22 protein-coding genes and 1 riboswitch are annotated in these 21,308 nt (G+C 38.5%); of the genes, 19 read left to right on the forward strand and 3 right to left on the reverse strand.

Annotated elements, in window-relative coordinates; translation table 11 throughout:
• Positions 1 to 20: 20 nt before the first annotated feature.
• The 6 genes from rpoD (at position 21) to CD33_RS15040 (ending at position 5,033) form a co-directional block, all read left to right on the forward strand.
• Positions 21 to 1,148, forward strand: coding sequence for an RNA polymerase sigma factor RpoD (gene rpoD / locus CD33_RS15015; protein ID WP_036201813.1), 1,128 nt, complete (start codon positions 21 to 23; stop codon positions 1,146 to 1,148).
• Between the two features lie 308 nt (positions 1,149 to 1,456).
• A complete protein-coding gene (locus CD33_RS15020; RefSeq protein ID WP_036201814.1) occupies positions 1,457 to 2,020 on the forward strand; it encodes a hypothetical protein in 564 nt (187 codons plus the stop codon).
• A 403-nt stretch (positions 2,021 to 2,423) separates the two neighbouring features.
• Positions 2,424 to 2,807: a c-type cytochrome gene (locus CD33_RS15025; protein ID WP_036201815.1), complete on the forward strand. Its 384-nt coding sequence runs from the start codon at positions 2,424 to 2,426 to the stop codon at positions 2,805 to 2,807.
• Positions 2,808 to 2,967: 160 nt separating this feature from the next.
• Entirely contained in the window at positions 2,968 to 3,675 is a 708-nt protein-coding gene (locus CD33_RS15030; RefSeq protein ID WP_036201816.1) for a tRNA (adenine(22)-N(1))-methyltransferase, read from the forward strand.
• On the forward strand, positions 3,662 to 4,783 hold the full coding sequence (locus CD33_RS15035; protein WP_036201817.1) for a Nif3-like dinuclear metal center hexameric protein: 1,122 nt from the start codon (positions 3,662 to 3,664) through the stop codon (positions 4,781 to 4,783). The genes CD33_RS15030 and CD33_RS15035 overlap by 14 nt, the downstream gene beginning before the upstream one ends.
• Before the next feature lie 46 nt (positions 4,784 to 4,829).
• Positions 4,830 to 5,033, forward strand: coding sequence for a hypothetical protein (locus CD33_RS15040; protein ID WP_036201818.1), 204 nt, complete (start codon positions 4,830 to 4,832; stop codon positions 5,031 to 5,033).
• Positions 5,034 to 5,134: 101 nt separating this feature from the next.
• Here CD33_RS15040 and dctA read toward each other — a convergent pair whose 3' ends face one another.
• Positions 5,135 to 6,385 carry a C4-dicarboxylate transporter DctA gene (gene dctA / locus CD33_RS15045; protein ID WP_036201821.1) on the reverse strand — a complete coding sequence of 417 codons (1,251 nt, stop codon included), beginning with the start codon at positions 6,383 to 6,385 and terminating at the stop codon, positions 5,135 to 5,137.
• A 278-nt stretch (positions 6,386 to 6,663) separates the two neighbouring features.
• Entirely contained in the window at positions 6,664 to 7,716 is a 1,053-nt protein-coding gene (locus CD33_RS15050; RefSeq protein WP_036201822.1) for a DctP family TRAP transporter solute-binding subunit, read from the reverse strand.
• Positions 7,717 to 7,859: 143 nt separating this feature from the next.
• On the opposite strand from CD33_RS15050, the gene CD33_RS15055 reads away from it, so the two are divergent.
• From CD33_RS15055 to dacB, 7 genes are all read left to right on the forward strand, one after another.
• A complete protein-coding gene (locus tag CD33_RS15055; RefSeq protein ID WP_036202324.1) occupies positions 7,860 to 9,452 on the forward strand; it encodes an ATP-binding protein in 1,593 nt (530 codons plus the stop codon).
• A 13-nt stretch (positions 9,453 to 9,465) separates the two neighbouring features.
• Complete coding sequence (locus tag CD33_RS15060) at positions 9,466 to 10,164, forward strand: response regulator (protein ID WP_036201824.1); 699 nt, start codon at positions 9,466 to 9,468, stop codon at positions 10,162 to 10,164.
• A 402-nt stretch (positions 10,165 to 10,566) separates the two neighbouring features.
• Positions 10,567 to 11,019, forward strand: coding sequence for a VrrA/YqfQ family protein (gene vrrA, locus CD33_RS19590; RefSeq protein WP_215490545.1), 453 nt, complete (start codon positions 10,567 to 10,569; stop codon positions 11,017 to 11,019).
• Positions 11,020 to 11,103: 84 nt separating this feature from the next.
• Complete coding sequence (locus CD33_RS15070) at positions 11,104 to 12,072, forward strand: 4-hydroxy-3-methylbut-2-enyl diphosphate reductase (protein WP_036201826.1); 969 nt, start codon at positions 11,104 to 11,106, stop codon at positions 12,070 to 12,072.
• Between the two features lie 165 nt (positions 12,073 to 12,237).
• Entirely contained in the window at positions 12,238 to 13,536 is a 1,299-nt protein-coding gene (locus tag CD33_RS15075) for a DEAD/DEAH box helicase (protein ID WP_036201828.1), read from the forward strand.
• Positions 13,537 to 13,576: 40 nt separating this feature from the next.
• A complete protein-coding gene (locus CD33_RS15080) occupies positions 13,577 to 14,464 on the forward strand; it encodes a deoxyribonuclease IV (protein WP_036201831.1) in 888 nt (295 codons plus the stop codon).
• 262 nt (positions 14,465 to 14,726) lie between these two features.
• Complete coding sequence (gene dacB, locus CD33_RS15085) at positions 14,727 to 16,154, forward strand: D-alanyl-D-alanine carboxypeptidase/D-alanyl-D-alanine endopeptidase (protein ID WP_036201835.1); 1,428 nt, start codon at positions 14,727 to 14,729, stop codon at positions 16,152 to 16,154.
• 133 nt (positions 16,155 to 16,287) lie between these two features.
• Here the strand turns inward: dacB and CD33_RS15090 are convergent, their stop codons facing one another.
• Entirely contained in the window at positions 16,288 to 16,530 is a 243-nt protein-coding gene (locus tag CD33_RS15090) for a hypothetical protein (RefSeq protein ID WP_052130284.1), read from the reverse strand.
• A gap of 143 nt (positions 16,531 to 16,673) precedes the next feature.
• Between CD33_RS15090 and CD33_RS15095 the strand changes: the two genes are divergently transcribed.
• The 6 genes from CD33_RS15095 (at position 16,674) to CD33_RS15120 (ending at position 21,298) form a co-directional block, all read left to right on the forward strand.
• A complete protein-coding gene (locus tag CD33_RS15095) occupies positions 16,674 to 17,420 on the forward strand; it encodes a metal ABC transporter ATP-binding protein (RefSeq protein WP_036201837.1) in 747 nt (248 codons plus the stop codon).
• Positions 17,421 to 17,435: 15 nt separating this feature from the next.
• Positions 17,436 to 18,299 carry a metal ABC transporter permease gene (locus CD33_RS15100; protein ID WP_036201840.1) on the forward strand — a complete coding sequence of 288 codons (864 nt, stop codon included), beginning with the start codon at positions 17,436 to 17,438 and terminating at the stop codon, positions 18,297 to 18,299.
• A complete protein-coding gene (locus CD33_RS15105) occupies positions 18,296 to 18,706 on the forward strand; it encodes a Fur family transcriptional regulator (protein WP_036201843.1) in 411 nt (136 codons plus the stop codon). The genes CD33_RS15100 and CD33_RS15105 overlap by 4 nt, the downstream gene beginning before the upstream one ends.
• An 82-nt stretch (positions 18,707 to 18,788) precedes the next feature.
• Positions 18,789 to 18,967, forward strand: a riboswitch (cobalamin riboswitch).
• Positions 18,968 to 19,126: 159 nt separating this feature from the next.
• Complete coding sequence (locus CD33_RS15110; RefSeq protein ID WP_036201845.1) at positions 19,127 to 19,678, forward strand: cobalamin adenosyltransferase family protein; 552 nt, start codon at positions 19,127 to 19,129, stop codon at positions 19,676 to 19,678.
• The gene (locus CD33_RS15115) at positions 19,675 to 20,637 is read left to right on the forward strand and encodes an ABC transporter substrate-binding protein (protein WP_036201848.1); all 963 of its coding nucleotides are present in this window, start codon (positions 19,675 to 19,677) and stop codon (positions 20,635 to 20,637) included. The genes CD33_RS15110 and CD33_RS15115 overlap by 4 nt, the downstream gene beginning before the upstream one ends.
• Positions 20,638 to 20,731: 94 nt before the next feature.
• On the forward strand, positions 20,732 to 21,298 hold the full coding sequence (locus CD33_RS15120; protein WP_036201849.1) for a bifunctional adenosylcobinamide kinase/adenosylcobinamide-phosphate guanylyltransferase: 567 nt from the start codon (positions 20,732 to 20,734) through the stop codon (positions 21,296 to 21,298).
• The last annotated feature ends 10 nt before the right edge of the window (positions 21,299 to 21,308 follow it).

Raw genomic sequence — 21,308 nt, forward strand, 5'->3', positions numbered from 1 at the left:
TGTTAGAAGGAGGAAGGTTTATGGCAGACAAGTCAGAACAATCAAAAGAAGTTGTCAATGGACAGACGATTGACGAAGTTAAAACACTTTTACAAGAGAAAGCAAAAAAGACAAATGAAATTTCGATGCAGGAAATTTCAAGCAAACTCACTCCGTTTGAACTAGAAAATGAGGAAATTTTCCACTTTGCTGAAGATATCGAAAAAAGTTTTGGTATTGAAGTTGATGGAAAAGAAGAGTTTGAAGAAGAAGTTTTAGCTAAACAAGAAGAGAGCGAAGAAGCGTTTGATTTAAATGACTTAAGTGTTCCTCCTGGCGTGAAAATCAATGACCCTGTTCGTATGTATCTAAAGGAAATCGGCCGAGTAGATCTACTTTCCGCATCAGAAGAAATTAAACTTGCTGAACGTATTGAGCAAGGCGATGAAGAGGCCCGCAAACGTTTGGCGGAGGCGAATTTACGTTTAGTAGTGTCGATTGCCAAACGTTATGTAGGTCGAGGAATGCTGTTCCTTGATTTAATTCAAGAAGGTAACATGGGGCTTATTAAAGCGGTTGAAAAATTTGATTATCGTAAAGGATTTAAATTTTCAACTTACGCAACTTGGTGGATTCGTCAAGCAATTACACGTGCAATTGCAGACCAAGCGAGAACAATTCGTATCCCGGTGCATATGGTTGAAACGATCAATAAATTAATCCGTGTGCAAAGACAGTTATTGCAAGACTTGGGACGTGAACCATCTCCGGAAGAAATCGGGGAAGAAATGGACTTAACTCCTGAAAAAGTACGTGAAATTCTAAAAATTGCACAAGAACCTGTTTCTTTAGAGACACCAATAGGTGAGGAAGATGATTCGCATCTTGGGGATTTTATAGAAGACCACGAAGCTCAATCGCCATCAGATCATGCGGCATATGAATTGTTGAAAGAGCAACTTGAAGATGTACTCGACACATTAACAGATCGTGAAGAAAATGTCCTGCGTTTACGATTTGGTCTTGATGATGGTCGTACACGAACTTTAGAAGAAGTAGGGAAAGTATTCGGAGTGACTCGTGAACGTATCCGTCAAATTGAGGCCAAGGCACTAAGAAAACTGAGACACCCATCAAGAAGCAAACGTCTTAAAGACTTCCTAGAGTAAAATTGTGCCAAATCCGAAATTGATTTAATTTTTTCTATATATACCTTAATAAAGCATCCTACTCAAGGGATGCTTCAGAGTGTAGACAAAGTCGATATACGACTTTGTCTACACGTTTTTTTAGGTTATTTCCATAAATGAAGGATTTACCCAGACTGTCTTGAAAGCGTTTGTCAACAGCCTGAGGCATCCTATTCAAGGGATGCTTTTTGCATGGAAATGGAATCATTTATCAATTTTCATGTCAACATGGGTGAAAATAAGATAAAATGAATATATACATAATTCAACAAATTTGGAGATACTATATGGCAAATGCTAAAAAGAAAATTATTTTGAATGAGATTTTGTTTTGGAAACAAAATAAGTTATTACCAGATCATTATTGCGATTTTTTAATGACGCTCTATACAGAAGGAAATGAAACGGAACTTGAAGCGGAAATCGACTCAAAAAACTCTGTCATTGCGCAAGCAAAGCGGTTGAAATTTATTTTACTAACGATAACTATCATTGTAACAGCGGCTATATTATTCGTTTTATTTATGGCATCAACCCTGACGTGGCTTGCAGCAATAGTGGGGGGAATATTCGCGCTGATTCTAATGATTTCTGCCTATCGGTTTGCAAAGAAGAAAGAGATGCTGTCGCCTATCTTACACATTGCCTCCGCGCTGATACTTTTTGGTATTTCAGTAAAAGTGTGCATTGAATATTTTCCAGGGAGCCAGGTTGTGCTGTATAGTTTGCTTGTTAGCAATTGTTTGCTATGGTTGTTTACCGGATTTAAATTTAAATTAATCTACTTTACAGTTTCTGGTGTATTAGGATTAATTGTTCTAGTCGGATATCAAGTTTTTTCATTGCAATAATATTTTTTAAAAGCAACTATAACTTTATTAAATGGAAGTGCTGACGGGAAAGTGCGAGAATAGCAATTAAAAGCGGGTGGGCAAAACAATTCCCGAAAGGCTTGTATAAACCGCTTCCACGTATGGGTAGTATAAAGAAAGAGTGTGTAATGAAATGGCGATTATGGGTATATGAAAGAGTGTGTGGTGGAAAGATGTATAAAGTAAAGTACTTCTTAAATGTCGGTCAAGTTTTCCAGACATTACCTGTGCAATGCTTATAATTGTCGAATTTGTGTCAACACAAGTAAAACTTATCGTTTAGGTCTTTTCGTTTTGGAGATAATGCAGTACAATAATTAGTGTTGACTAGATTCTATATTAATAGATGTAGAAAAAATAAAAACTAAGGGAGGGTATCCTAATGAAAAACAATCCTATTATTCCTTATATTCTAATTATGGCATTCGGTATTGGACTTATCTTCTTTATGTCATTAGAAGGAGCAGGAAATAAAGAAGAAATCGCAGCTGGCCATGAAGAAGGTGCAGCTACTGAGGAAGGCGCTACTTCTGAAGAAGGGGCAACTGCTTCTGAAGGTGCAGGCGGTGAAGAATTAGTAACTACATGTATCGGTTGTCACGGTGGTGACTTAACAGGTGGTATGGGTCCTAAACTTGCTGGTTTAGATGCTGATCATATCGTTGAAGTATTAGAAAATGGTATTCCAGGTTCTCCAATGACTCCGGGTTTAAAAACAGGTTCTGAGGCTCAAGCAATCGCTGATTACATTTCTTCATTAGAATAATTATAATGAACATTAGAGGCTACCTTATAAGAATTTCTTATAAGGTAGCCCTTTTATCTTTTCAGCGCCTGGAAATGATGGCTTTCCACTGCCTGAAAGGACAAGATATATAAAATTTTATATAATATACATAGAAATTATAAAAAGGCGGTTTACTTACATGAATGCACAAAAATTATCTAAACGTTTGGAAGCAGTTGCATCTTTTGTTCCTACTGGTGCCGTTGTCGCCGATATAGGAAGTGACCATGCGTACCTACCATGCTATTTAGTACATAATGGAATCGTAAAGAAAGCGATTGCTGGCGAGGTAGTAAAGGGGCCATATGAATCGGCCATCAAACAGGTCAAATTGGAAGGATTGGAAGATAATATAACTGTCCGATTGGCGGATGGGTTAAAAGCTGTAGAAAAAAGTGACGGAGTAAATACAATTACTATTGCGGGTATGGGCGGTCCTTTGATTGTTTCAATTTTAGATAAGTGTCCGGAAGTTCTTCATTCAGTTACACGTCTTATTTTACAACCTAACATCCATGCGAAAGTAATCAGGGAATGGGCAATCCGAAACGGTTGGGCAATCTTGGATGAAGTAATATTAAAAGAAGATGAAAAAATCTATGAAATTCTTGTTCTCCAACGCGGGGCAATGGAACTGTCGGAACAAGAAATTTTATTAGGCAAGAAGCTAATGGCAAAGCAAACGGAAGTATTTGCCGAAAAATGGTCGAAAGAAATTGAGAATTGGAAACGCATACTAACTTCTCTGGACCTTGCGGGAGGTACTGAAGACATTGTAAAAAAACGAGAAGACATACAACGTTTAATCAAGCTAGTGGAGGAGGCTTTAAACAGTGAAGATCGCTAATGGTCATGAGATAATTCAACTATTTGAAAGTTGGTCACCAAAAAAGTTGGCTTGCATGGATAATGATCCGATAGGTTTGGCGATCGGGACATTAAGTAAAGAAGTGACAAAAGTACTGGTGACGCTCGATGTAAATGAACAAGTTGCGGATGAGGCAATTGCAAAAGAGTGTGAATTGATCATCGCCCACCATCCGCCGATTTTTAGAAAACTCGCGCATTTAAGAACAGACACACCGGCCGGAAAACTCTATGAAAAATTAATTAAAAACGATATTGCAGTTTATGCTGCCCATACAAATTTGGATGTGGCAGAAGGTGGGGTAAATGATTTATTAGCTGATGCACTCCAGCTTGAAGACCGCCAAATTCTTGAAAAAACCTATCAGGAAAATTTGATGAAACTTGCCGTGTTTGTTCCTGCAGATCACGCAGAAAACGTTCGTCTTGCCATGGCCAGAGCTGGCGCAGGTGCAATCGGGAATTATGAGGCTTGCAGCTTCTCTACGAGGGGGCAAGGACGTTTTAGACCGTTGGAAGGTGCTGACCCTTTTATCGGCGACATCGGAGACATGGAACAAACAGATGAAGAGAAAATTGAAGTGGTTTTTACGCAATCCATTAAAAATAAAGTTCTAAAAGCTATGTTGAATTCACATCCATATGAGGAACCTGCATATGATTTATATACTTTGGCAGTTGAGGCGAATGAGATGGGCCTTGGACGTGTCGGAAGATTGAAAGAGTCGATGACATTGGAACGTTTCGCGGAGCATGTAAAAGCCTGTTTAAACGTTACTAAACTAAGAGTCGTAGGTGATATAACTAAGACGATTTCAAAGGTGGCAGTTGTAGGTGGGGATGGAAACAAATATATTCACGCTGCGAAACGATCAGGTGCCGATGTGTTCGTCACTGGGGATATCGGTTTTCATATCGCGCAGGATGCAGAAAATATTGGCTTAAGTATTGTAGATCCGGGACACCATGTTGAAAAAGTCATGATTAAAGGTGTAGCGGAGAAGATGGAAAAGTTATGTTCTGAAGCTAAGTTATCTGTCCAGTTTGTCCAGTCGGAAATCAATACGGAACCATTTATTTTCATTTAAATGGAATTATAAAACGGTAGTCTTAGATAGAGAGTAGGAAGCAACGATGGGGAATAGCGGACGTGGATGGGTAATCATCGGAATTTTTATGATTGTGATAGGAATAATTTTTGCTGGAATAACCTCATTCTTTCTAGAAAACAAAATTGATCAGTTAGAGCAGGCGTGTGAAAAGGAAGGTGGCAAAGCTAAAATACAGAAAAGTGGCTTTATCATAACCACTTCCTTTGAATATGAGTGTGAGAAGTAGCAGAAAGATTGCCTATTAATTTGAATTGACTTTCTGTCATATCCATTAAAATCAACCAAAAAACAAGCAACTTCGTTAAACATGGAAGTTGCTTGTTTATATTATGCCTTTGATTGTTTCAGAGTTGCATTGACTGCTTCGTCAAACTCTTTTTCTGATTTGGAGACAACTACAGTCGCTACACCGTTACCGATTAAGTTCGTTACAGCACGCGCTTCGGACATGAAACGGTCAACCCCGATTAATAGAGCAATTCCCTCAACTGGAATCATAGGGAAGGCTGCCAAGGTTGCTGCTAAAGTGATGAAGCCTGAACCAGTCACTCCTGCTGCCCCTTTGGATGTAATCATTAATATACCAAGTAAAGTGATGATCTGAATCCAAGTTAGATCTACACCGTATGCCTGGGCAATGAATAAAGCAGCCATCGATAAGTAGATTGCCGTACCATCCAGATTAAATGAGTAGCCCGTTGGAACCACTAATCCAACTACTTGCTTTGAGCAGCCGTATCTTTCCAATTTACGCATCATCGATGGTAAAGCGGATTCAGATGAAGAGGTACCGATCACCAAGAAAATTTCATCTTTTATATAAGCGATAAATTTAAAGATATTAAAGCCGTAGAATTTTGCAATGGAACCCAAAATTAGAATAAGGAAAAGAGCCATTGTAATATACACTGCAGCCATTAAGTAACCTAGATTTCCAAGAGCTTCCAATCCAAAGTGGCCAATTGTATAAGCCATTGCACCAAATGCCCCGATAGGAGAGAATTTCATAACCATGCTTACAATTTTAAAGAATATTTCCGATACTTGTTCGAAGAAAGTAATGACTGGCTTCGATTTCTCTCCAAGAGCCGCTGCAGCCATACCAAATAATACGGCAGCGAATAATGTCGGCAATAACTCACCATTTGCCAGTGCACCAACAAAGTTTGATGGAATAATACTTGCGATGAAAGCACCAATTCCATGTTCCTGATTTGCAGCTGCTTCTGTATATTGTGAAACGTCTGCACCGGAATTAGCCTCGATGTTCATTCCATCTCCCGCATTAACGAGAAGTGCAACGGCAATCCCAATCGCAAGGGCAATGGTTGAAACAACTTCAAAATAGATTAATGCCTTACCGCCAATTTTACCGACCTTTTTCATATCACCCATTGCACCGATACCGATTGCAACAGTTAAGAAAATAATAGGTGCGATTAACATTTTAATTAATTTAATAAATAAATCCGCCAATACTTTTAAGCTTGCGCCAAACTCAGGCCAAATTGCGCCAACGATAATACCTAAAATGATTGCAATAATAACTTGGGCTGTTAAGTTTTTAAGTAATTTCATTCACTTCCATCCTCCTTTGAAAAATCATAATGACATCGCTTTCAATATCTGAAACTATCATAGCGCATAGTTTTCTAAAAATATTGTTTAGTTTTTAAAGGTTATATCGTTCATTTTGTTCTTCTGCATGTGAAATTGTGCATAAGTAGCTTCACATCAATGTTTTTGCTGTTATAATACTAATTTGAAAGCGTGATGTTTTGTTATAGTACAAGTGTTGAACGATAAAAAAACACTACCTTTTTAACAAGGTAGTGTAATTTTGTTCTTTTTGTTCGTTAAGAATCTGGCTCATTTAGTTCTTTTAAAAGATCAGAAAGATAATGGCCATTAACATTTTTTTCGTATTGCGTATAAATTGTCTTTAATTTTTCTTTCCATTCGTTTTTTATCGGTTCATCCAATTCATAAATATGAACAGCAGAATTTTCTTTTAAATATGATAAGTTTTCTTCATTGAATTGTTCAGCCCGTTCAAATTGCCAATCCTGCATCTCTTCAAAGGAATCCGTAATTATTTTTTGAGTATCTGTATCCAAGCTATTCCAAAAATCTTCATTCATCATGACTGCGTATGCTAAAACCCCATGATTGGAAAGGGTGATATGATTTTCCATCGTATGAAACTGCTTGGAATAAATATTCGAGATTGTATTTTCTTGTGCATCAACAATGTTATTCTTGATGCCTGAGTACACATCGCCAAAAGAAGTGGCAATAGGTTTGGCACCCAGTAGTTTGAACTGATCGTCTAAAATGTCACTGGACATCATGCGGATACGCATGCCATTAAAATCTTCCACCCCAATAACCGGGGAGGTGGAGGCAATTTGTTTAAAACCATTGTTCCAAAATGTCAAGCCCTTTATATTGATTTTTTCAAGTTCCTGTAAAAGCGAGTCACTCGTTTCACCGTTAAGAACCTTTTTTAACTGTTCATTATTTTCTATAATGAAGGGTAGATCAAGCACTTGCCAATTAGGTAATGAGTTTGTCAACTTTGAAATCGTGGGGGCAATAATTTGTACTTTATTATCACGCAATGCCTCCAATTCATTTTCATCATTAAATAGCATGCCATTCGGATAAATTTGGACAACGACCTTACCACCGCTTTTTTCTTCTACCAACGCCTTAAATTTTTCGGCTGCAATCCCCTTAGGTGTGTTTTCGGCTACCACGTGGCTGAAGTGAATGATGATTTGCTCATTCAAACCTCGTTGTTCATCATCAAAAGGAAGAGAGTTAATTGAAAAAATGCTTTGACGGTAACTAAAAAGTACGATTAAGATAATGATGGTAATAAAAGACCCAGTTAAGAATAATTTCATTTTTTTCACCACAATTGTTAAATTAATATTGAATATTACTCCATCCAAGCCATATTTGGAATGGAAGCACAATATTTATAGATAATTATAAACATTAAATCCATGGTGCAACAGTTATATTTAAAGGGGCGACAAATATGAAAATGAGAAAATTATCGATGAATAAGAAAATAATGTTGCTCACATTTTTCATTATTGTCTTTTCTTTCTTAATTGCTGGAACTTTTGTAATTGGAAGTCTACTGAAAGAAAAAGAAGAAAATATTGGACAAGAGGCAATGCTTGTCGCCCGGACTGTAGCCAATATACCCGAAATTAAATCTTTATTGCAAAGCGATGATTTTGACTCGGCATCCAGGAGCATCAACGATATTGTCGAGGAAATCCGCTTGATAAACCAAGCAGATTATATCGTCATCATGGATACAAAACGTAAAAAATACTCGCATCCTTCGAGACAAGAAATTGGCCAAGTAAGCAAATCTTCGGACATCGATGCTGCTTTTGTTGAACATTATTATTTATCGAAAGCAAATGGCGAAAAAGGTACAACCATCCGGGCATTTGTACCGATAATGAATGAAAAAAATACCCAAATCGGGGTGGCGCTAGTGGGATTTTTACTTCCTTCCCCCCTGCAAATTTTCACCGACTATCAAAATGAAATTCTCATAACCATTGCAATTTCCGTCCTTTTCAGTGTTTGGGGAGCACACACTCTTGGGAGACATATAAAGTTACAGATGTTTGGTTTAGAGCCGCATGAAATATCGAAGATGTATGTAGAGAGAACCGAAACTTTCAATGCCATGCATGAAGGGATTATCGCGGTTGATAGTAATTTGAATATAACGATTTTCAACAAAAAGGCAAGTGAAATACTGGGTGTGGAGAAGGAACATTCTTATTATTTAGGGAAAAATATTTATGATGTATTGCCGGATACTAGATTGCCTGAGATAGTCCTTACAGGCAAACCTGTATATGATCAAGAAATATATGTCAACAATCACAGTCTTTTAAGTAACCGAATCCCCATACTTGTGGATGGGAAAAAGGTTGGGGCAGTCGCCGTCTTTAAGGATTTGACAGCCTTTAAACAATTGGCGGAGGAGTTGACAGGTGTGAAAGCTTTTGTACAAGCGTTAAGAGTGCAAACTCATGAATATAAAAATAAATTGCATACAATTTCCGGGTTGCTGCATTTAGGACACATCAAACAGGCATTGCAGTATCTCTCCCAAGTTCAGGATGAACACGATAATGTTACAAAATTCCTGAATGAACGTATTTACAATGAAAATATTTCCGGATTATTATTAAGTAAAATAAGTCGTGGAAGAGAGCTTGATATCACAGTAAATCTTGATAAACAAAGCAAGTTGACAAGATTTCCCGAAAAACTCGATCATCATGATTTTGTTGTACTGTTTGGAAACTTAATCGAAAATGCTTTCGATTCATTCTCAGGGTCTAAACAAAAAGAGAAAGAAGTGAATATTTCAATAGATGATAACGATGGCCTACTGGCTATTTTGGTGAGCGACAACGGAGCAGGAATGTCCGAGGTGACACAAGCCCATATTTTTGAGAGTGGATTCTCAACAAAGGAGAAAGAAGGTAGGGGTATCGGTCTTTATCTAGTATATGAAATTGTTGAGAAAGGCTACGGAACAATAGAGGTAACGAGTGAAATAAACAAAGGGACGACATTTATAATTACTTTTGAAATATAAGGGGGAATCATCGTTGCAGTCGATAAAAGTATTACTCGTTGAAGATGATCCGATGGTAAGGGAAGTAAACAGACAGTTTATTGAACGTGTCGAGGGCTTTGATGTAATCGCTATGTGCGGCAATGGCGTGGAAGGATATCACCGAATTATTGAATTAAAACCCGATTTGGTGTTAATGGATATCTTTATGCCGGAACAAGATGGATTGCTTACACTCAGAAAGATACGCAGCGCTAATCTACCTGTTGATGTGATCACGGTAACTGCAGCAAATGATATGCAAACAATACAACAAATTTTGCATTTAGGTGTCTATGATTATATAATGAAGCCGTTTACCTTCGAAAGAATACAACAAACTTTATTGAATTACTATACTTTTAAATTGAAGACATTCGGTCTACAAGACATTACACAAAAGGAATTGGATGAGATGATACACCCATTTCGTGAGATAGAAGAATCAACCGGAAATGAGGCCGCTCTTCCAACCGAATTGCCGAAAGGATTTAACCGGACTACATTGGATAAAGTTCTACACTTTGTAAAAATGTCCAAAGAAGGTGTATCTGCAGACGAAGTGGCAGCGGGAATCGGTGTTGCCCGTGTAACAGCTCGGAGGTATTTAGATTTTCTGGAGAAACAAAACCATATCCATGTGGATGTCCATTATGGAGGTGTCGGGAGACCGATCAACCATTATTATGTATAAATTATTGGTAGTCATTTTGCGCTTTAGGAAATGGCTATTTTTAATTTTAGCAATGTAAATAGTTAAAGGCACTACGATAATATGGCATAAATAGGAGTTTTCCGCCGCGCCGGGTCCATTTCTGATTAGATGCTAAATCCGTTGAAACCGGACATTTAAAAGCCTAATTGCATATGATATCTTAGAACAATTTCGTCTATAGTATGAAGAAAGGAGATCATTATGCGCCCTCAAAGTTTTCGTCCGCAATTGCCCCCTAGTCGTCCTTTTAACCAATTCCAAGGGCCAAGAGGGAATTTTGGAGCAAGACCACCTCGGTACCCACAACCAGGATTCCTTCCGCCTCCTGGCCGGGGTCCGGCACCAGGGCCTGGGATTGGCACAGGAGGTAGCACGCCCAAATTGCAATCGTTTATGGATACTGCCAATCGATTTTTAGCAACCGCCCAAAGTTTTCAGCCTTTAGTACAACAAGCGACACCAATGTTTCGTAATTTACCTGCTCTTTGGAGATTATATAAAGGCTTCCAAGGATTACCAAAGGCATCAGATTCAAAGGAAGATGATTTAGAAGAAGATGATTTTGATTTTGATGAAAGTACCGAAAGTCTGGAAAGCCCGGAGGTATTTGCAAGACCCCAAAAAGCAATTAAAGAAAAGAGACCAGAAAGACCCGTCAGACCGGCCAGACCAAAAAATTTCGACAGACCTGCAACTTCAGCGAAAAGAAATAGGTATAAGGAATATGAAATATCAGAATCACCGACATTTGAAGAAAAAGTTCGACCTAAAAAAATATCTACACGTCCATCAATCCCGAGAATCTTCCAACCGCCCTATCATTTTGATGAATAGAGAATAATAGGCTAGAAGGAAGTTTTGTATTAAACGTGTTGCTCCGTTATAATAGAATTATGTACCATTAAAGGAGTTGACATGATGCAGGTCATTAAAATAAATCCAAGAGGCTACTGTTATGGTGTAGTGGATGCAATGGTCATTGCCCGAAATGCCTCATTAGATAAATCATTACCAAGACCAATCTATATATTAGGCATGATTGTACACAATAAACACGTAACAGACGCCTTCGAGAAAGACGGTATCATCACGTTGGATGGTGAAAACCGCAAAGAAATTATCGAACAAGTTGAAACAGGTACGGTCATTTTTACGGCACATGGAGTTTCGCCTGAAATACGGGAGATTGCTAGAAAAAAAGGACTTGTATCGATTGATGCCACATGTCCGGATGTAACCGTGACCCACGATTTAATCCGTGAAAAGTCTGCCGAAGGATATGACATTATTTATATCGGTAAAAAGGGGCATCCGGAACCTGAAGGGGCTATTGGTGTGGCTCCAGACCATGTCCACCTAGTTCAAAGTGAAGAAGATATAGATCAGTTGCAATTGGATAACGACAAACTGCTTGTAACGAACCAAACGACGATGAGTCAATGGGATGTAAAAGCGGCAATGGACTATCTAAAAGAAAAATATCCGCATATTCAAATTCATGAAGAAATTTGCCTGGCTACCCAAGTTAGACAAGAAGCGGTTGCAGAACAAGCAGGTAAAGCGGATTTACTTATCGTTGTTGGGGATCCGAAATCCAACAACTCAAATCGTTTGACACAAGTGTCTGAAGAAATTGCAAACACACCTTCATATCGAATCGCAGACATAACTGAGTTAAAGCTTGAATGGCTGGCGGGAATTCAAACTGTAGCCGTCACAGCGGGGGCCTCTACACCGACGCCGATCGTAAAAGAGGTTATTACTTTCCTGGAGAAATTTGATCCACAAGATCCTGTTACACATGAAGTGAAGCGTACAGTTACAATCGATAAAATCCTGCCGAAAATTAAAGAACCAAAACCAGTAGAAAAAATAATGCCTTATTAACTAAATGGGTAAAATAAAAAATCAGGAGCATATCCTGGTTTTTTTATTTCGGCAAAATTAACTTAATATTCTAAATGCCTTGATATGACTTGGGTTGTCACTTGTTTAGTTTTTCTTTTTTCTCTATAGATGGTACAATATGAAACATATTAGGAGGTACGAAAAATGTCGAAGTACTCAGATTATGATTTTAAGCCATTTTTAAAAGAAGCAATTGCAAAACTTGGCTTCGAAGAACCAACACCGATTCAAAGGGAAATGATACCCCTTATTTTAAAAGGGAAAAGTGCGATTGGACAAGCGCATACAGGGACAGGGAAAACGCATAGTTTTCTATTGCCGATTGTTCAGCGCATTAATGAAGAAAAGCAGGAAGTGCAAGCGGTGATCACTTCTCCAACGAGAGAACTGGCCCAACAAATTTTTGATGCTCTAAATGAGCTGATTGAGCAAACAGAAATTCAGGCAAAATTGTTCATCGGTGGAACCGATAAACAAAGATCGATTGATAAATTAAAAACTCAACCACAAATCGTGGTAGGTACACCTGGACGAATTCGAGATTTGGTGAAAGAAGGAGCATTGCTTGTTCACACATCACCGATTTTAGTAGTTGATGAAGCGGATCTTGCTTTTGATATGGGATTCATTGAAGAAATCGATGGTTTTGCATCCCATATGCCGGAAAAGCTTGAAATGTTTGTCTTCTCTGCAACTATCCCAGAAAAATTACAGCCTTTCCTAAAGAAGTATATGGAAGCACCAGTCCATATCCATATGAATGATAAACGGCCAGTGGCTGAAGGGATAGATTTCGTTTTAGTTCCGGTCCGCTCCAAATCAAGAAACCGCCGTTTGATGGAAGTCATGGAAGCAATCAATCCTTATTTGGCAGTTATTTTCTGTAATACTAGAAAAAATGCCGAAGCTGTTGCTGGATTCCTTGCAGAGCAAGGCGTTCGGGTTGGACAAATTCATGGGGATCTAAGTCCTCGTGACCGCAAGAAAATGATGAAACAGATTCGCGACCTAGAATTCCAATACATCGTTGCAACCGATTTGGCAGCACGCGGTATTGATATTCAAGGAATCTCCCATGTCATCAATTATGAAATTCCGGAAGACCTGGAATTCTTTATCCACCGTGTGGGTCGAACAGCCCGCGCAGGCAATAAAGGAACAGCGATTACTTTGTTTGAGCCGGAAGAAGAAGATGCAGTGGTCCGTATAGAAAAAATGGACATTCCATTAGTTCAAAAAGATGTGAAAAACGGCGAATGGATTGAGCTGAAAGAGCGTCATGCAAGAGCGAACCGCGCGAAACATGATAACGAAATCGATGCGATTGCAAAATCGAAGGTACGCAAACCGAAAAAAGTAAAACCCGGCTATAAACGAAACATGCGTTGGGAAATGGAAAAAATTAAAAAGAAAGAAAGACGAAAAAAGAATCGTCAAAAATAGTTGAAAAGGTTAATACCTTAAGTTTTAGGGGGACTTGAATATGTTGTTAGGTTCACATGTATCGATGAGTGGGAAAGAGATGCTTCTTGGTTCCAGTAAAGAAGCTGCTGCCTATGGTGCATCAACATTTATGATTTATACCGGTGCTCCGCAAAATACTCGTCGGAAGCCAATTGACGAGTTAAATATTGAAGCGGGAATCGCACACATGAAAGAAAATGGGCTTTCTAACATCGTTGTCCACGCTCCTTATATTATTAATATCGCGAATACAACAAAACCTGAAACGTTTGCACTTGGCGTAGAATTCCTGCAAAAGGAAATCGAACGTACTGCTGCAATTGGTGCAACCCAAATTGTTCTTCATCCCGGCGCCCATGTGGGTGGGGGTGTTGAAGCGGGAACTGCGAAAATTATTGAAGGCCTAAACGAAGTATTATCCTCAGAATATCCAGTTCAAATTGCCTTAGAAACCATGGCGGGCAAGGGGACGGAAATCGGGAGAACATTTGAGGAACTCGCCCAAATTTTCGATGGCGTAAAAAATAACCATCGACTATCCGTTTGCTTCGATACTTGCCATACACACGATGCAGGATACGATATTGTAAATGATTTTGATGGTGTATTGGCTAAGTTCGATCGATTGATTGGAATCGACAAGATTAAAGTTGTTCATATCAATGACAGCAAAAACGTCTGCGGAGCTGGAAAAGACCGCCATGAAAATATCGGATTTGGACATATTGGGTTTGAGGCACTTAAATCGATTGTCCACCATGAGGCGTTTAAAGAGGTGCCGAAAATTCTGGAAACACCTTGGATAGGACCTGACGCAAAGAACAAAAAAGCACCTTATAAATTGGAAATCGAAATGCTTAAAACCGGGGAATACAAACCTGCCGAAATCGAAGCATTGCTAGTTTAATAAAGACAGTGCATCAAGCAAATTAATTTGCTTGATGTTTTTTTGATTGATTAGTATCCTCAAAGTTTTTCATATCCACTCGGACCACGTTGCCATCAATTTGCTTGTACAAGTAGTATAAATAATCACCCGAACATATATATGGGGATAGTCAACCATTTTTACAGCTCTTTTGGTTCATTAACGATTTCTTTAAAAGAAAGGCTTAAAGAAAGAAAAAGATGCCAATACTAATATCATCTTGATTTTTTTGGAGGAATTAATGAAAACGAAACTAATTCTTTCTATTATAGTACTTCTGTTGCTCAATCTCCCATTTCAATTTGTACAAGCAACAGCTTTAGAAACTATTGTACAAACTCAATTAGGAAACGAAAATATTAGTGTTTCTATAAGAGAAATAAATAGTGGTGAAATGCTATTTGAAAAAAATGGCGATATAGCGATGAAACCGGCTTCCACTTTAAAATTATTAACGTCATCGGCGGCACTTGAGATGTTAGGGTCGGATTACCAATTTCAGACAAAGCTTTATATAGATGGCGAGATGGAAGGGAACACCCTGAATGGTGATGTCTACATTAAGGGTGGAGGCGATCCTACTTTGCAAAAAAAGGATTTTACTATGATGGCAAGCATCTTGAAGTTTAACGGAATCCATCAAATTAATGGAAATCTTTTTGGGGATGATTCCTTATTTTCAGGTGATCAATTAACACCTGGAATAGCCAAAGAAGATGAAAGTTATTATTTTGCTGCCCGGACTTCCGCTCTAACAATGTCGCCTGATAATGATTATGATGCAGGAACAATCCTTATTCATGTCAATGCTACAAATGCCGGAGCTAAACCAGCTGTAACTGTAGAGCCGAGTACAAGCGGGATGATTATAAACAATCAAGCGATGACGGTAAATAGAAACCAGCAAAATACGATTGAGATTTTACGCCAATATGGAACGAATGAAGTGATCGTTACTGGTAATATTCCCTATGAAACAACGTTCAAAGATTGGGTAACTTTGTTTGACCCAACCATCAATACACTGCATGCCATAAAGGATAACTTCGAGCAAAATGGGCTGGAATTCATCAAAACAAGCAAATTGGAACGCAAGCTAGTACCGAAAAGTGCAAAATCTCTTTATACTAAGCATTCCTTGCCTCTGGCATCTTTGATGTACCCATTTTTAAAATTCAGCAATAATAGTATGGCTGATATTTTCATCAAAACAATGGGCAATGAATTTAATGGGAAAGGCGATACAAATGAAGGGCTGAATGCTTTAGAGGAATATGGAATTTCGATTGGATTGAATATGGACAATTGGAGTTTGCAGGACGGTTCCGGCATGTCGCACGGCAACAAAGTAACGGCAAATGAACTTACGCTTTTATTGGTTAAAATGCGGGATAATCCTGCATATAAAATTATTCACTCCAGCCTACCCATAGGTGGTCAATCGGAGCGCAACATCGGTGGGTCCCTAAAGAATCGTTTTAATGAAGAGAAATATCGAAATAGGGTGATAGCAAAAACGGGCCACATATCAGGTGTCTATACACTGGCCGGCTATCTGGAAGCAAATAGTGGTCGTACCTATGCTTTTGCCATCATGACGCAAAACCAATCCTCTATCAGATTGAATGCAATTGATGAGGTGGTAAAAAAGATGATTGTAAAATACTAGAAACTGGGTGAATCGGAACTCAATCGATTAGATATAATTGTCCTAAAGCGGTTATAAGAGGTTAAATACTCCATTTCGCATAAAAAGAGGTTTCTTCTGCAGAAGCCTCTTTTTTTTCGTCTAACTGAATTGTTTAGTAGTTCTCCATATACTTTAAAAGTTTCTTAAGTTTCTTCTTGCCGATAATGGATTCTACTTCTTTCAAGAATGAATTAGGTATTCCGGTAATGAGCCAAGTGATCGATGCACGTTCCGATAGCGGTCTTAAACGTTTTACTTCTTCAAGGGTTAAATCGATTCCGTATTCCCTTGAAAATTTTACAATTTCTTTATCCGATTTAGATAAAAACTGTTCAATAAATTCGATTTGTTTCAAAAAACTACACCCTTTCAAAAATCTTTTCATTCAAAAATCAAATTCTACGTAAATTAAGTTTACTTACTTTACAATTCTCTACAAATCCACTATACTAACAAGTTGTAAATCGTAATGATTATGAATTAGAAAGAAGAGAAAAAATGAGTCAAACATTAATTGATATGAAAAATGTGTCTTTTCAATATGAATATACGCAAGTTCTAAAAAACATCTCCCTAAAAGTGGAGGAAGGGGACTTTCTTGCAATCCTTGGCCCGAATGGTTCAGGTAAATCAACATTGTTAAAGTTGTTGCTGGGATTACTAAAACCGATGACGGGGGAAGTTCAACTTTTTGGCCAATCGAACGAAACATTCCGTAATAGAGAATGGATTGGCTATGTTTCCCAAAAATCGAATGCATTTAACTCGGGTTTCCCGGCAACAGTCGAGGAAGTCGTCAAAAGTGGTTTGACGAAAAAAACAGGACTCTTAAAAAAAATGCCGAAAGATGCAAATTTCAAAGTTATTGAAGCATTAACCTCCGTAGGTATGGAACAATACCATACCCGAAATATCGGTCAGCTATCTGGTGGACAGCAACAAAGAGTTTTTATTGCAAGAGCACTTATTTCAGACCCAAAAGTTCTAATCCTGGATGAGCCGACTGTTGGGATTGATCATGAAAATGTCCAATCATTTTATGATATGTTGGCAAAGTTAAACGAGGAACAAAATAAGACAATTATTTTAGTGACTCATGATGTGGACACAGTATCTAACCGCATCAGTCATGTTGCCTGCTTAAATCAAACAATCCATTTCCATGGATTCAAGAAGGAGTTTGATACAATTTCCCAAACTCAATTGGACAATTGGTATGGACATTCGGTTAGAAAGATTCATTGATAAGGAGAAGGCAAAATGATTGAAGCAATTTTAAACTATGAATTTTTACAAAACGCCTTTATCTCAGGGCTTGTTATTGGTGTCATCGCACCGTTATTAGGTGTTTTCATCGTTGTACGACGGATGTCTCTCATTGCAGACGCCTTATCGCACGTAACATTGGCAGGGATCGCCGGGAGCTTATACTTAAGCCAGAGCTTCTCTTGGTTGATTCTATTGAACCCAATTTATTTAGGAATTGCTGCGGCTGTGAGTGGTTCCATTTTAATTGAACGGTTGCGGAGACTTTACAAACATTATGAAGAGTTGGCCATACCCATTATCATGTCGGCGGGTATTGGACTGACTGCCATCTTTGTATCTTTGGCAAGTGGCTTTAATACCGATTTAATGAGCTATTTATTCGGTTCTGTTTCGGCTGTGTCAAGACAGGATTTATGGATTGTAATAGGAATTGCGGTGATCGTAATCGTATTCTTGTTTTTGTTCTTCAAAGAGATGTTCGTCCTTGCTTTTGATGAGGAATATGCATATGCTAGCGGACTGCCGGCCAAGTGGATTCACTTCTTGTTCATGTTGATCGTTGCCCTTGTTATTGCGGCTAGTATGAGAATTGTTGGGATATTGTTAGTTTCTTCATTAATCACATTACCGGTTGCCGCAAGTATGCGAATAGCCAAAGGCTTCAAACAAACAATTATTTATTCCATCCTTTTTGGGGAAGCAGCTGTTATCATTGGGTTAGTGAGTGCGTACTATTTAAATCTGGCTCCAGGTGGTACAATTGTCGTTACCTCCATATTAATTCTATTAATTGTCATTTTAGTGAAAAAAATCGTACTTAGTTCAAATGCCAAGGAAAGGGGAGCGGTTAAATGAATTTAACGAAAGCATGGGAAATACTAAAGGATAACGGTTATAAAAAAACAGATAAACGTGAATTAATATTAAATATGTTCCAAGAAACGGATAAATATTTAACTGCAAAGGATCTCTTATCTGTCTTGAAGAAGGACTTTCCTGGAATGAGTTTCGATACAATATACCGGAATTTGGCTACATTTGTTGACCTGGGGATTTTAGAAGAAACCGAGTTGAATGGTGAGAGGAATTTCCGCATGCAGTGTGAATCTGATCACCATCATCACCACTTTATTTGCATGGAATGCGGGAACGTAAAAGAAATCTCCATTTGCCCTATGGAAATGTTGAATGAAAAACTTCCCGGTTACACGATAGAAGCTCATAAATTCGAAATCTACGGAAAGTGCTTAAGTTGTACTTAATCGGTTGCTCTTTCTCTTTATCAAATCGGAGAAATAAAAATACTATTCTTCTGGAAAATATGGTATATTGCTGTTAAGTGAATAGTGTTTGCAGGAAGAAGATGCGTAAGAACGCTTAATTGGGAATTCGGTGCAAAACCGAGGCTGTGTCCGCAACTGTATGTGCTAGTTTCAGGAATTTGCCACTATCTAGTGTTGATGGGAAGGCTCTTTGAAATGCTATGCATAAGCCAGGAGACCTATCTTTTTCTGATCGTAACAAAACTCTTCGGAAATAAAGGGAATGTACGGCTTGATTGAAGGAATCGTTATTGTATAAGTTCTATAATATTTTGCCATCCATTTTCCCGGATGGCTTTTTATTTTTTATAATTGAAGAATGAGTGATTCACTAATTGTTTTTGTTGGGGAGGATTAACTATTCGAAAGGATATGCGATTTAGCTGTTATCCATTTATGCGTGAGCAAGGAAGTTTGGTTGATTTTGAAATCAGGACAGATTCTCTTACGACACGAATTGGAGCTGTCTTGCCTGCGATACGTGATGTCGAAGAGTGTCGGATTGTTTATGAAGACTTGCAAGCAATCCAGCCAAATGCGTACCATGTAAACGGCTCTGTTCGAGGGAAATTGGCAATTTCCGAAGGAGACTTACAATGGTTAAGTGAGCGCTATGATTTTTATGTGGATCAAGTTGGGGATGTAATTCAGCAATTTGTATTACCTCAAGGGTGTGAGGCGGGGGCATTGCTTCATATTTGTCGCAGTGAAGCAAAAAAATCATATCGTGCACTTCATAAAGTTAGCGAAGAACGTGAAGTTCCAGAAATTTTGTTTGATTATCTAGGCCTTCTTGCAAATGTATTTTTTGTTATGGCCGTCTATACGAACCGTAAACAAGGTGTGGATGAAATATCTTTTGTAAGTAAATCCTATCCAATAAAGAAAAAACGAAAAGAGGAAATACAATGAAGTTTATTAACAAAAAGTGGTTGGCCCCATTAGCTATTTCATTAGTTTTAGTTGGATGTAATTCACAAGACACAACTAAAAACAGCAACACAACAAACACCGACACTACCGAAAAGGAAAGTACAGAGGAGACGGGTCCATATACAGTGATGGATGACCGCGGTGTTGAAATAACATTTGAAGAAGTGCCGGAAACTATCGTCTCATTACAACCAAGTAATACGGAAATTTTATTTGAGCTTGGAGTGGGCGGGCAAATTATCGGTGCAACTGAATATGATACATACCCAGAAGAAGCACTTGAGATCGAACGAGTTTCGACTTCGATGGTTATTAATACGGAAAGAGTAATTGAAATGCAGCCTGATGTCGTATTTGCATATACTTCAGGGGATGCAAGCCCTATTGAACAGTTGGAAAGTGCCGGGCTGAAGGTATTTGTCATTAAAACGGCCGCAACCATTGATGATGTATACGGAGACATTGAGCAGATGGCAGCAGTGTTAAACCTTGAAGAAAAAGCAGATGAGATTGTTTCGGGAATCGAGGATCAAATTGCAGCGGTTCAAGAAAAAACGGCATCGCTTGATAAAAAGGAAAAAGTTTACTTTGAAATTTCCCCATCACCAGACATTTGGTCTGTAGGCTCTGGTACTTTCCAGCAGGAGCTGATCGAAGCAGCGGGTGTTGAAAATATTTATGCCGATCAGCAAAGTTGGTTTGAGGTCTCAGAAGAGGATATCATTACACGAAACCCGGAAGCGATCATTACTACCGTAAACTATAGTGAAGATCCAAAAGGAGAAATATTAGCCCGGGAAGGTTGGTCAACTATTTCGGCGATTCAAAATGATGAAGTATATGAATTAAACGCCGACATCCTGGATCGTCCAGGTCCACGGATTGGAGAAGCAATCGAACTGATTGCATCGACAATCTATCCTGAATTGTTTAACTAAACGTACGAAGGGCAAATTCTTTTAAGAGTTTGCCTTTTCGTTTTTTCTATCATGAACAACAATGAGGGCTATCAAATTTTTTCAGGAGGCAAAAATGGCAAAAGTAATTTTTATCACTGGCGGTGTTCGGAGCGGGAAAAGTGCTTTCGCAGAATATTATGCCAAACAGCTTTATCAAGAATTGGAACGAAGCAGTCTGTACTATATTGCCTCGGGAGTTGCCGTTGATGAAGAGATGGAAATGCGGATAAGACGCCACCAGAAAGATCGTGAAAATTCGGCAATAAAGTGGAGTACAATTGAAATACAAGACGACCCGAAGTTGCCGGAAAACATCTCGCCAAAGCAATCAGTGATTTTATGGGATTGTATTACAACCTGGCTTAGTAATATCCTGTATATCACCGAACACCTTGAAGCTAATGCCAGAATGCTAGAAATTGAGAAGTACCTTGTGAAACTGAAAAAACTATTCATAAGCTGGAAAAAGAATGATGGGATTATCCTCCTTGTATCGAACGAAATTCTGGATGAGCCGGCTTCTTCCTACGCCGAGGCGAATTATTATCGGCGACTGCTAGGAGAATTGCATCAATGGATCGTCCATTATAGTGACGAGGCATACGAAATGGATTATAGTAAGGTTGAACGTTGGAAATAGGAAGGTGCCC

It is taken from the genome of Ureibacillus sinduriensis BLB-1 = JCM 15800 (genome assembly GCF_000772955.1).
GTDB classification, from domain to species: domain Bacteria; phylum Bacillota; class Bacilli; order Bacillales_A; family Planococcaceae; genus Ureibacillus; species Ureibacillus sinduriensis.

Excerpts from the sequence above, each read along its gene's own strand:
- CD33_RS15080 (WP_036201831.1), top strand. The coding sequence starts at position 13,577 with ATGTTGTTAGGTTCACATGTATCGATGAGTGGGAAAGAGATGCTTCTT.
- CD33_RS15095 (WP_036201837.1), top strand. The coding sequence starts at position 16,674 with ATGAGTCAAACATTAATTGATATGAAAAATGTGTCTTTTCAATATGAA.
- CD33_RS15030 (WP_036201816.1), top strand. The coding sequence starts at position 2,968 with ATGAATGCACAAAAATTATCTAAACGTTTGGAAGCAGTTGCATCTTTT.
- CD33_RS15105 (WP_036201843.1), top strand. The coding sequence starts at position 18,296 with ATGAATTTAACGAAAGCATGGGAAATACTAAAGGATAACGGTTATAAA.
- dacB (WP_036201835.1), top strand. The coding sequence starts at position 14,727 with ATGAAAACGAAACTAATTCTTTCTATTATAGTACTTCTGTTGCTCAAT.
- rpoD (WP_036201813.1), top strand. The coding sequence starts at position 21 with ATGGCAGACAAGTCAGAACAATCAAAAGAAGTTGTCAATGGACAGACG.
- CD33_RS15055 (WP_036202324.1), top strand. The coding sequence starts at position 7,860 with ATGAGAAAATTATCGATGAATAAGAAAATAATGTTGCTCACATTTTTC.
- CD33_RS15115 (WP_036201848.1), top strand. The coding sequence starts at position 19,675 with ATGAAGTTTATTAACAAAAAGTGGTTGGCCCCATTAGCTATTTCATTA.
- CD33_RS15100 (WP_036201840.1), top strand. The coding sequence starts at position 17,436 with ATGATTGAAGCAATTTTAAACTATGAATTTTTACAAAACGCCTTTATC.
- CD33_RS15075 (WP_036201828.1), top strand. The coding sequence starts at position 12,238 with ATGTCGAAGTACTCAGATTATGATTTTAAGCCATTTTTAAAAGAAGCA.
- CD33_RS15070 (WP_036201826.1), top strand. The coding sequence starts at position 11,104 with ATGCAGGTCATTAAAATAAATCCAAGAGGCTACTGTTATGGTGTAGTG.
- CD33_RS15120 (WP_036201849.1), top strand. The coding sequence starts at position 20,732 with ATGGCAAAAGTAATTTTTATCACTGGCGGTGTTCGGAGCGGGAAAAGT.
- dctA (WP_036201821.1), bottom strand. The coding sequence starts at position 6,385 with ATGAAATTACTTAAAAACTTAACAGCCCAAGTTATTATTGCAATCATT.
- CD33_RS15025 (WP_036201815.1), top strand. The coding sequence starts at position 2,424 with ATGAAAAACAATCCTATTATTCCTTATATTCTAATTATGGCATTCGGT.
- CD33_RS15050 (WP_036201822.1), bottom strand. The coding sequence starts at position 7,716 with ATGAAATTATTCTTAACTGGGTCTTTTATTACCATCATTATCTTAATC.
- CD33_RS15040 (WP_036201818.1), top strand. The coding sequence starts at position 4,830 with ATGGGGAATAGCGGACGTGGATGGGTAATCATCGGAATTTTTATGATT.
- CD33_RS15020 (WP_036201814.1), top strand. The coding sequence starts at position 1,457 with ATGGCAAATGCTAAAAAGAAAATTATTTTGAATGAGATTTTGTTTTGG.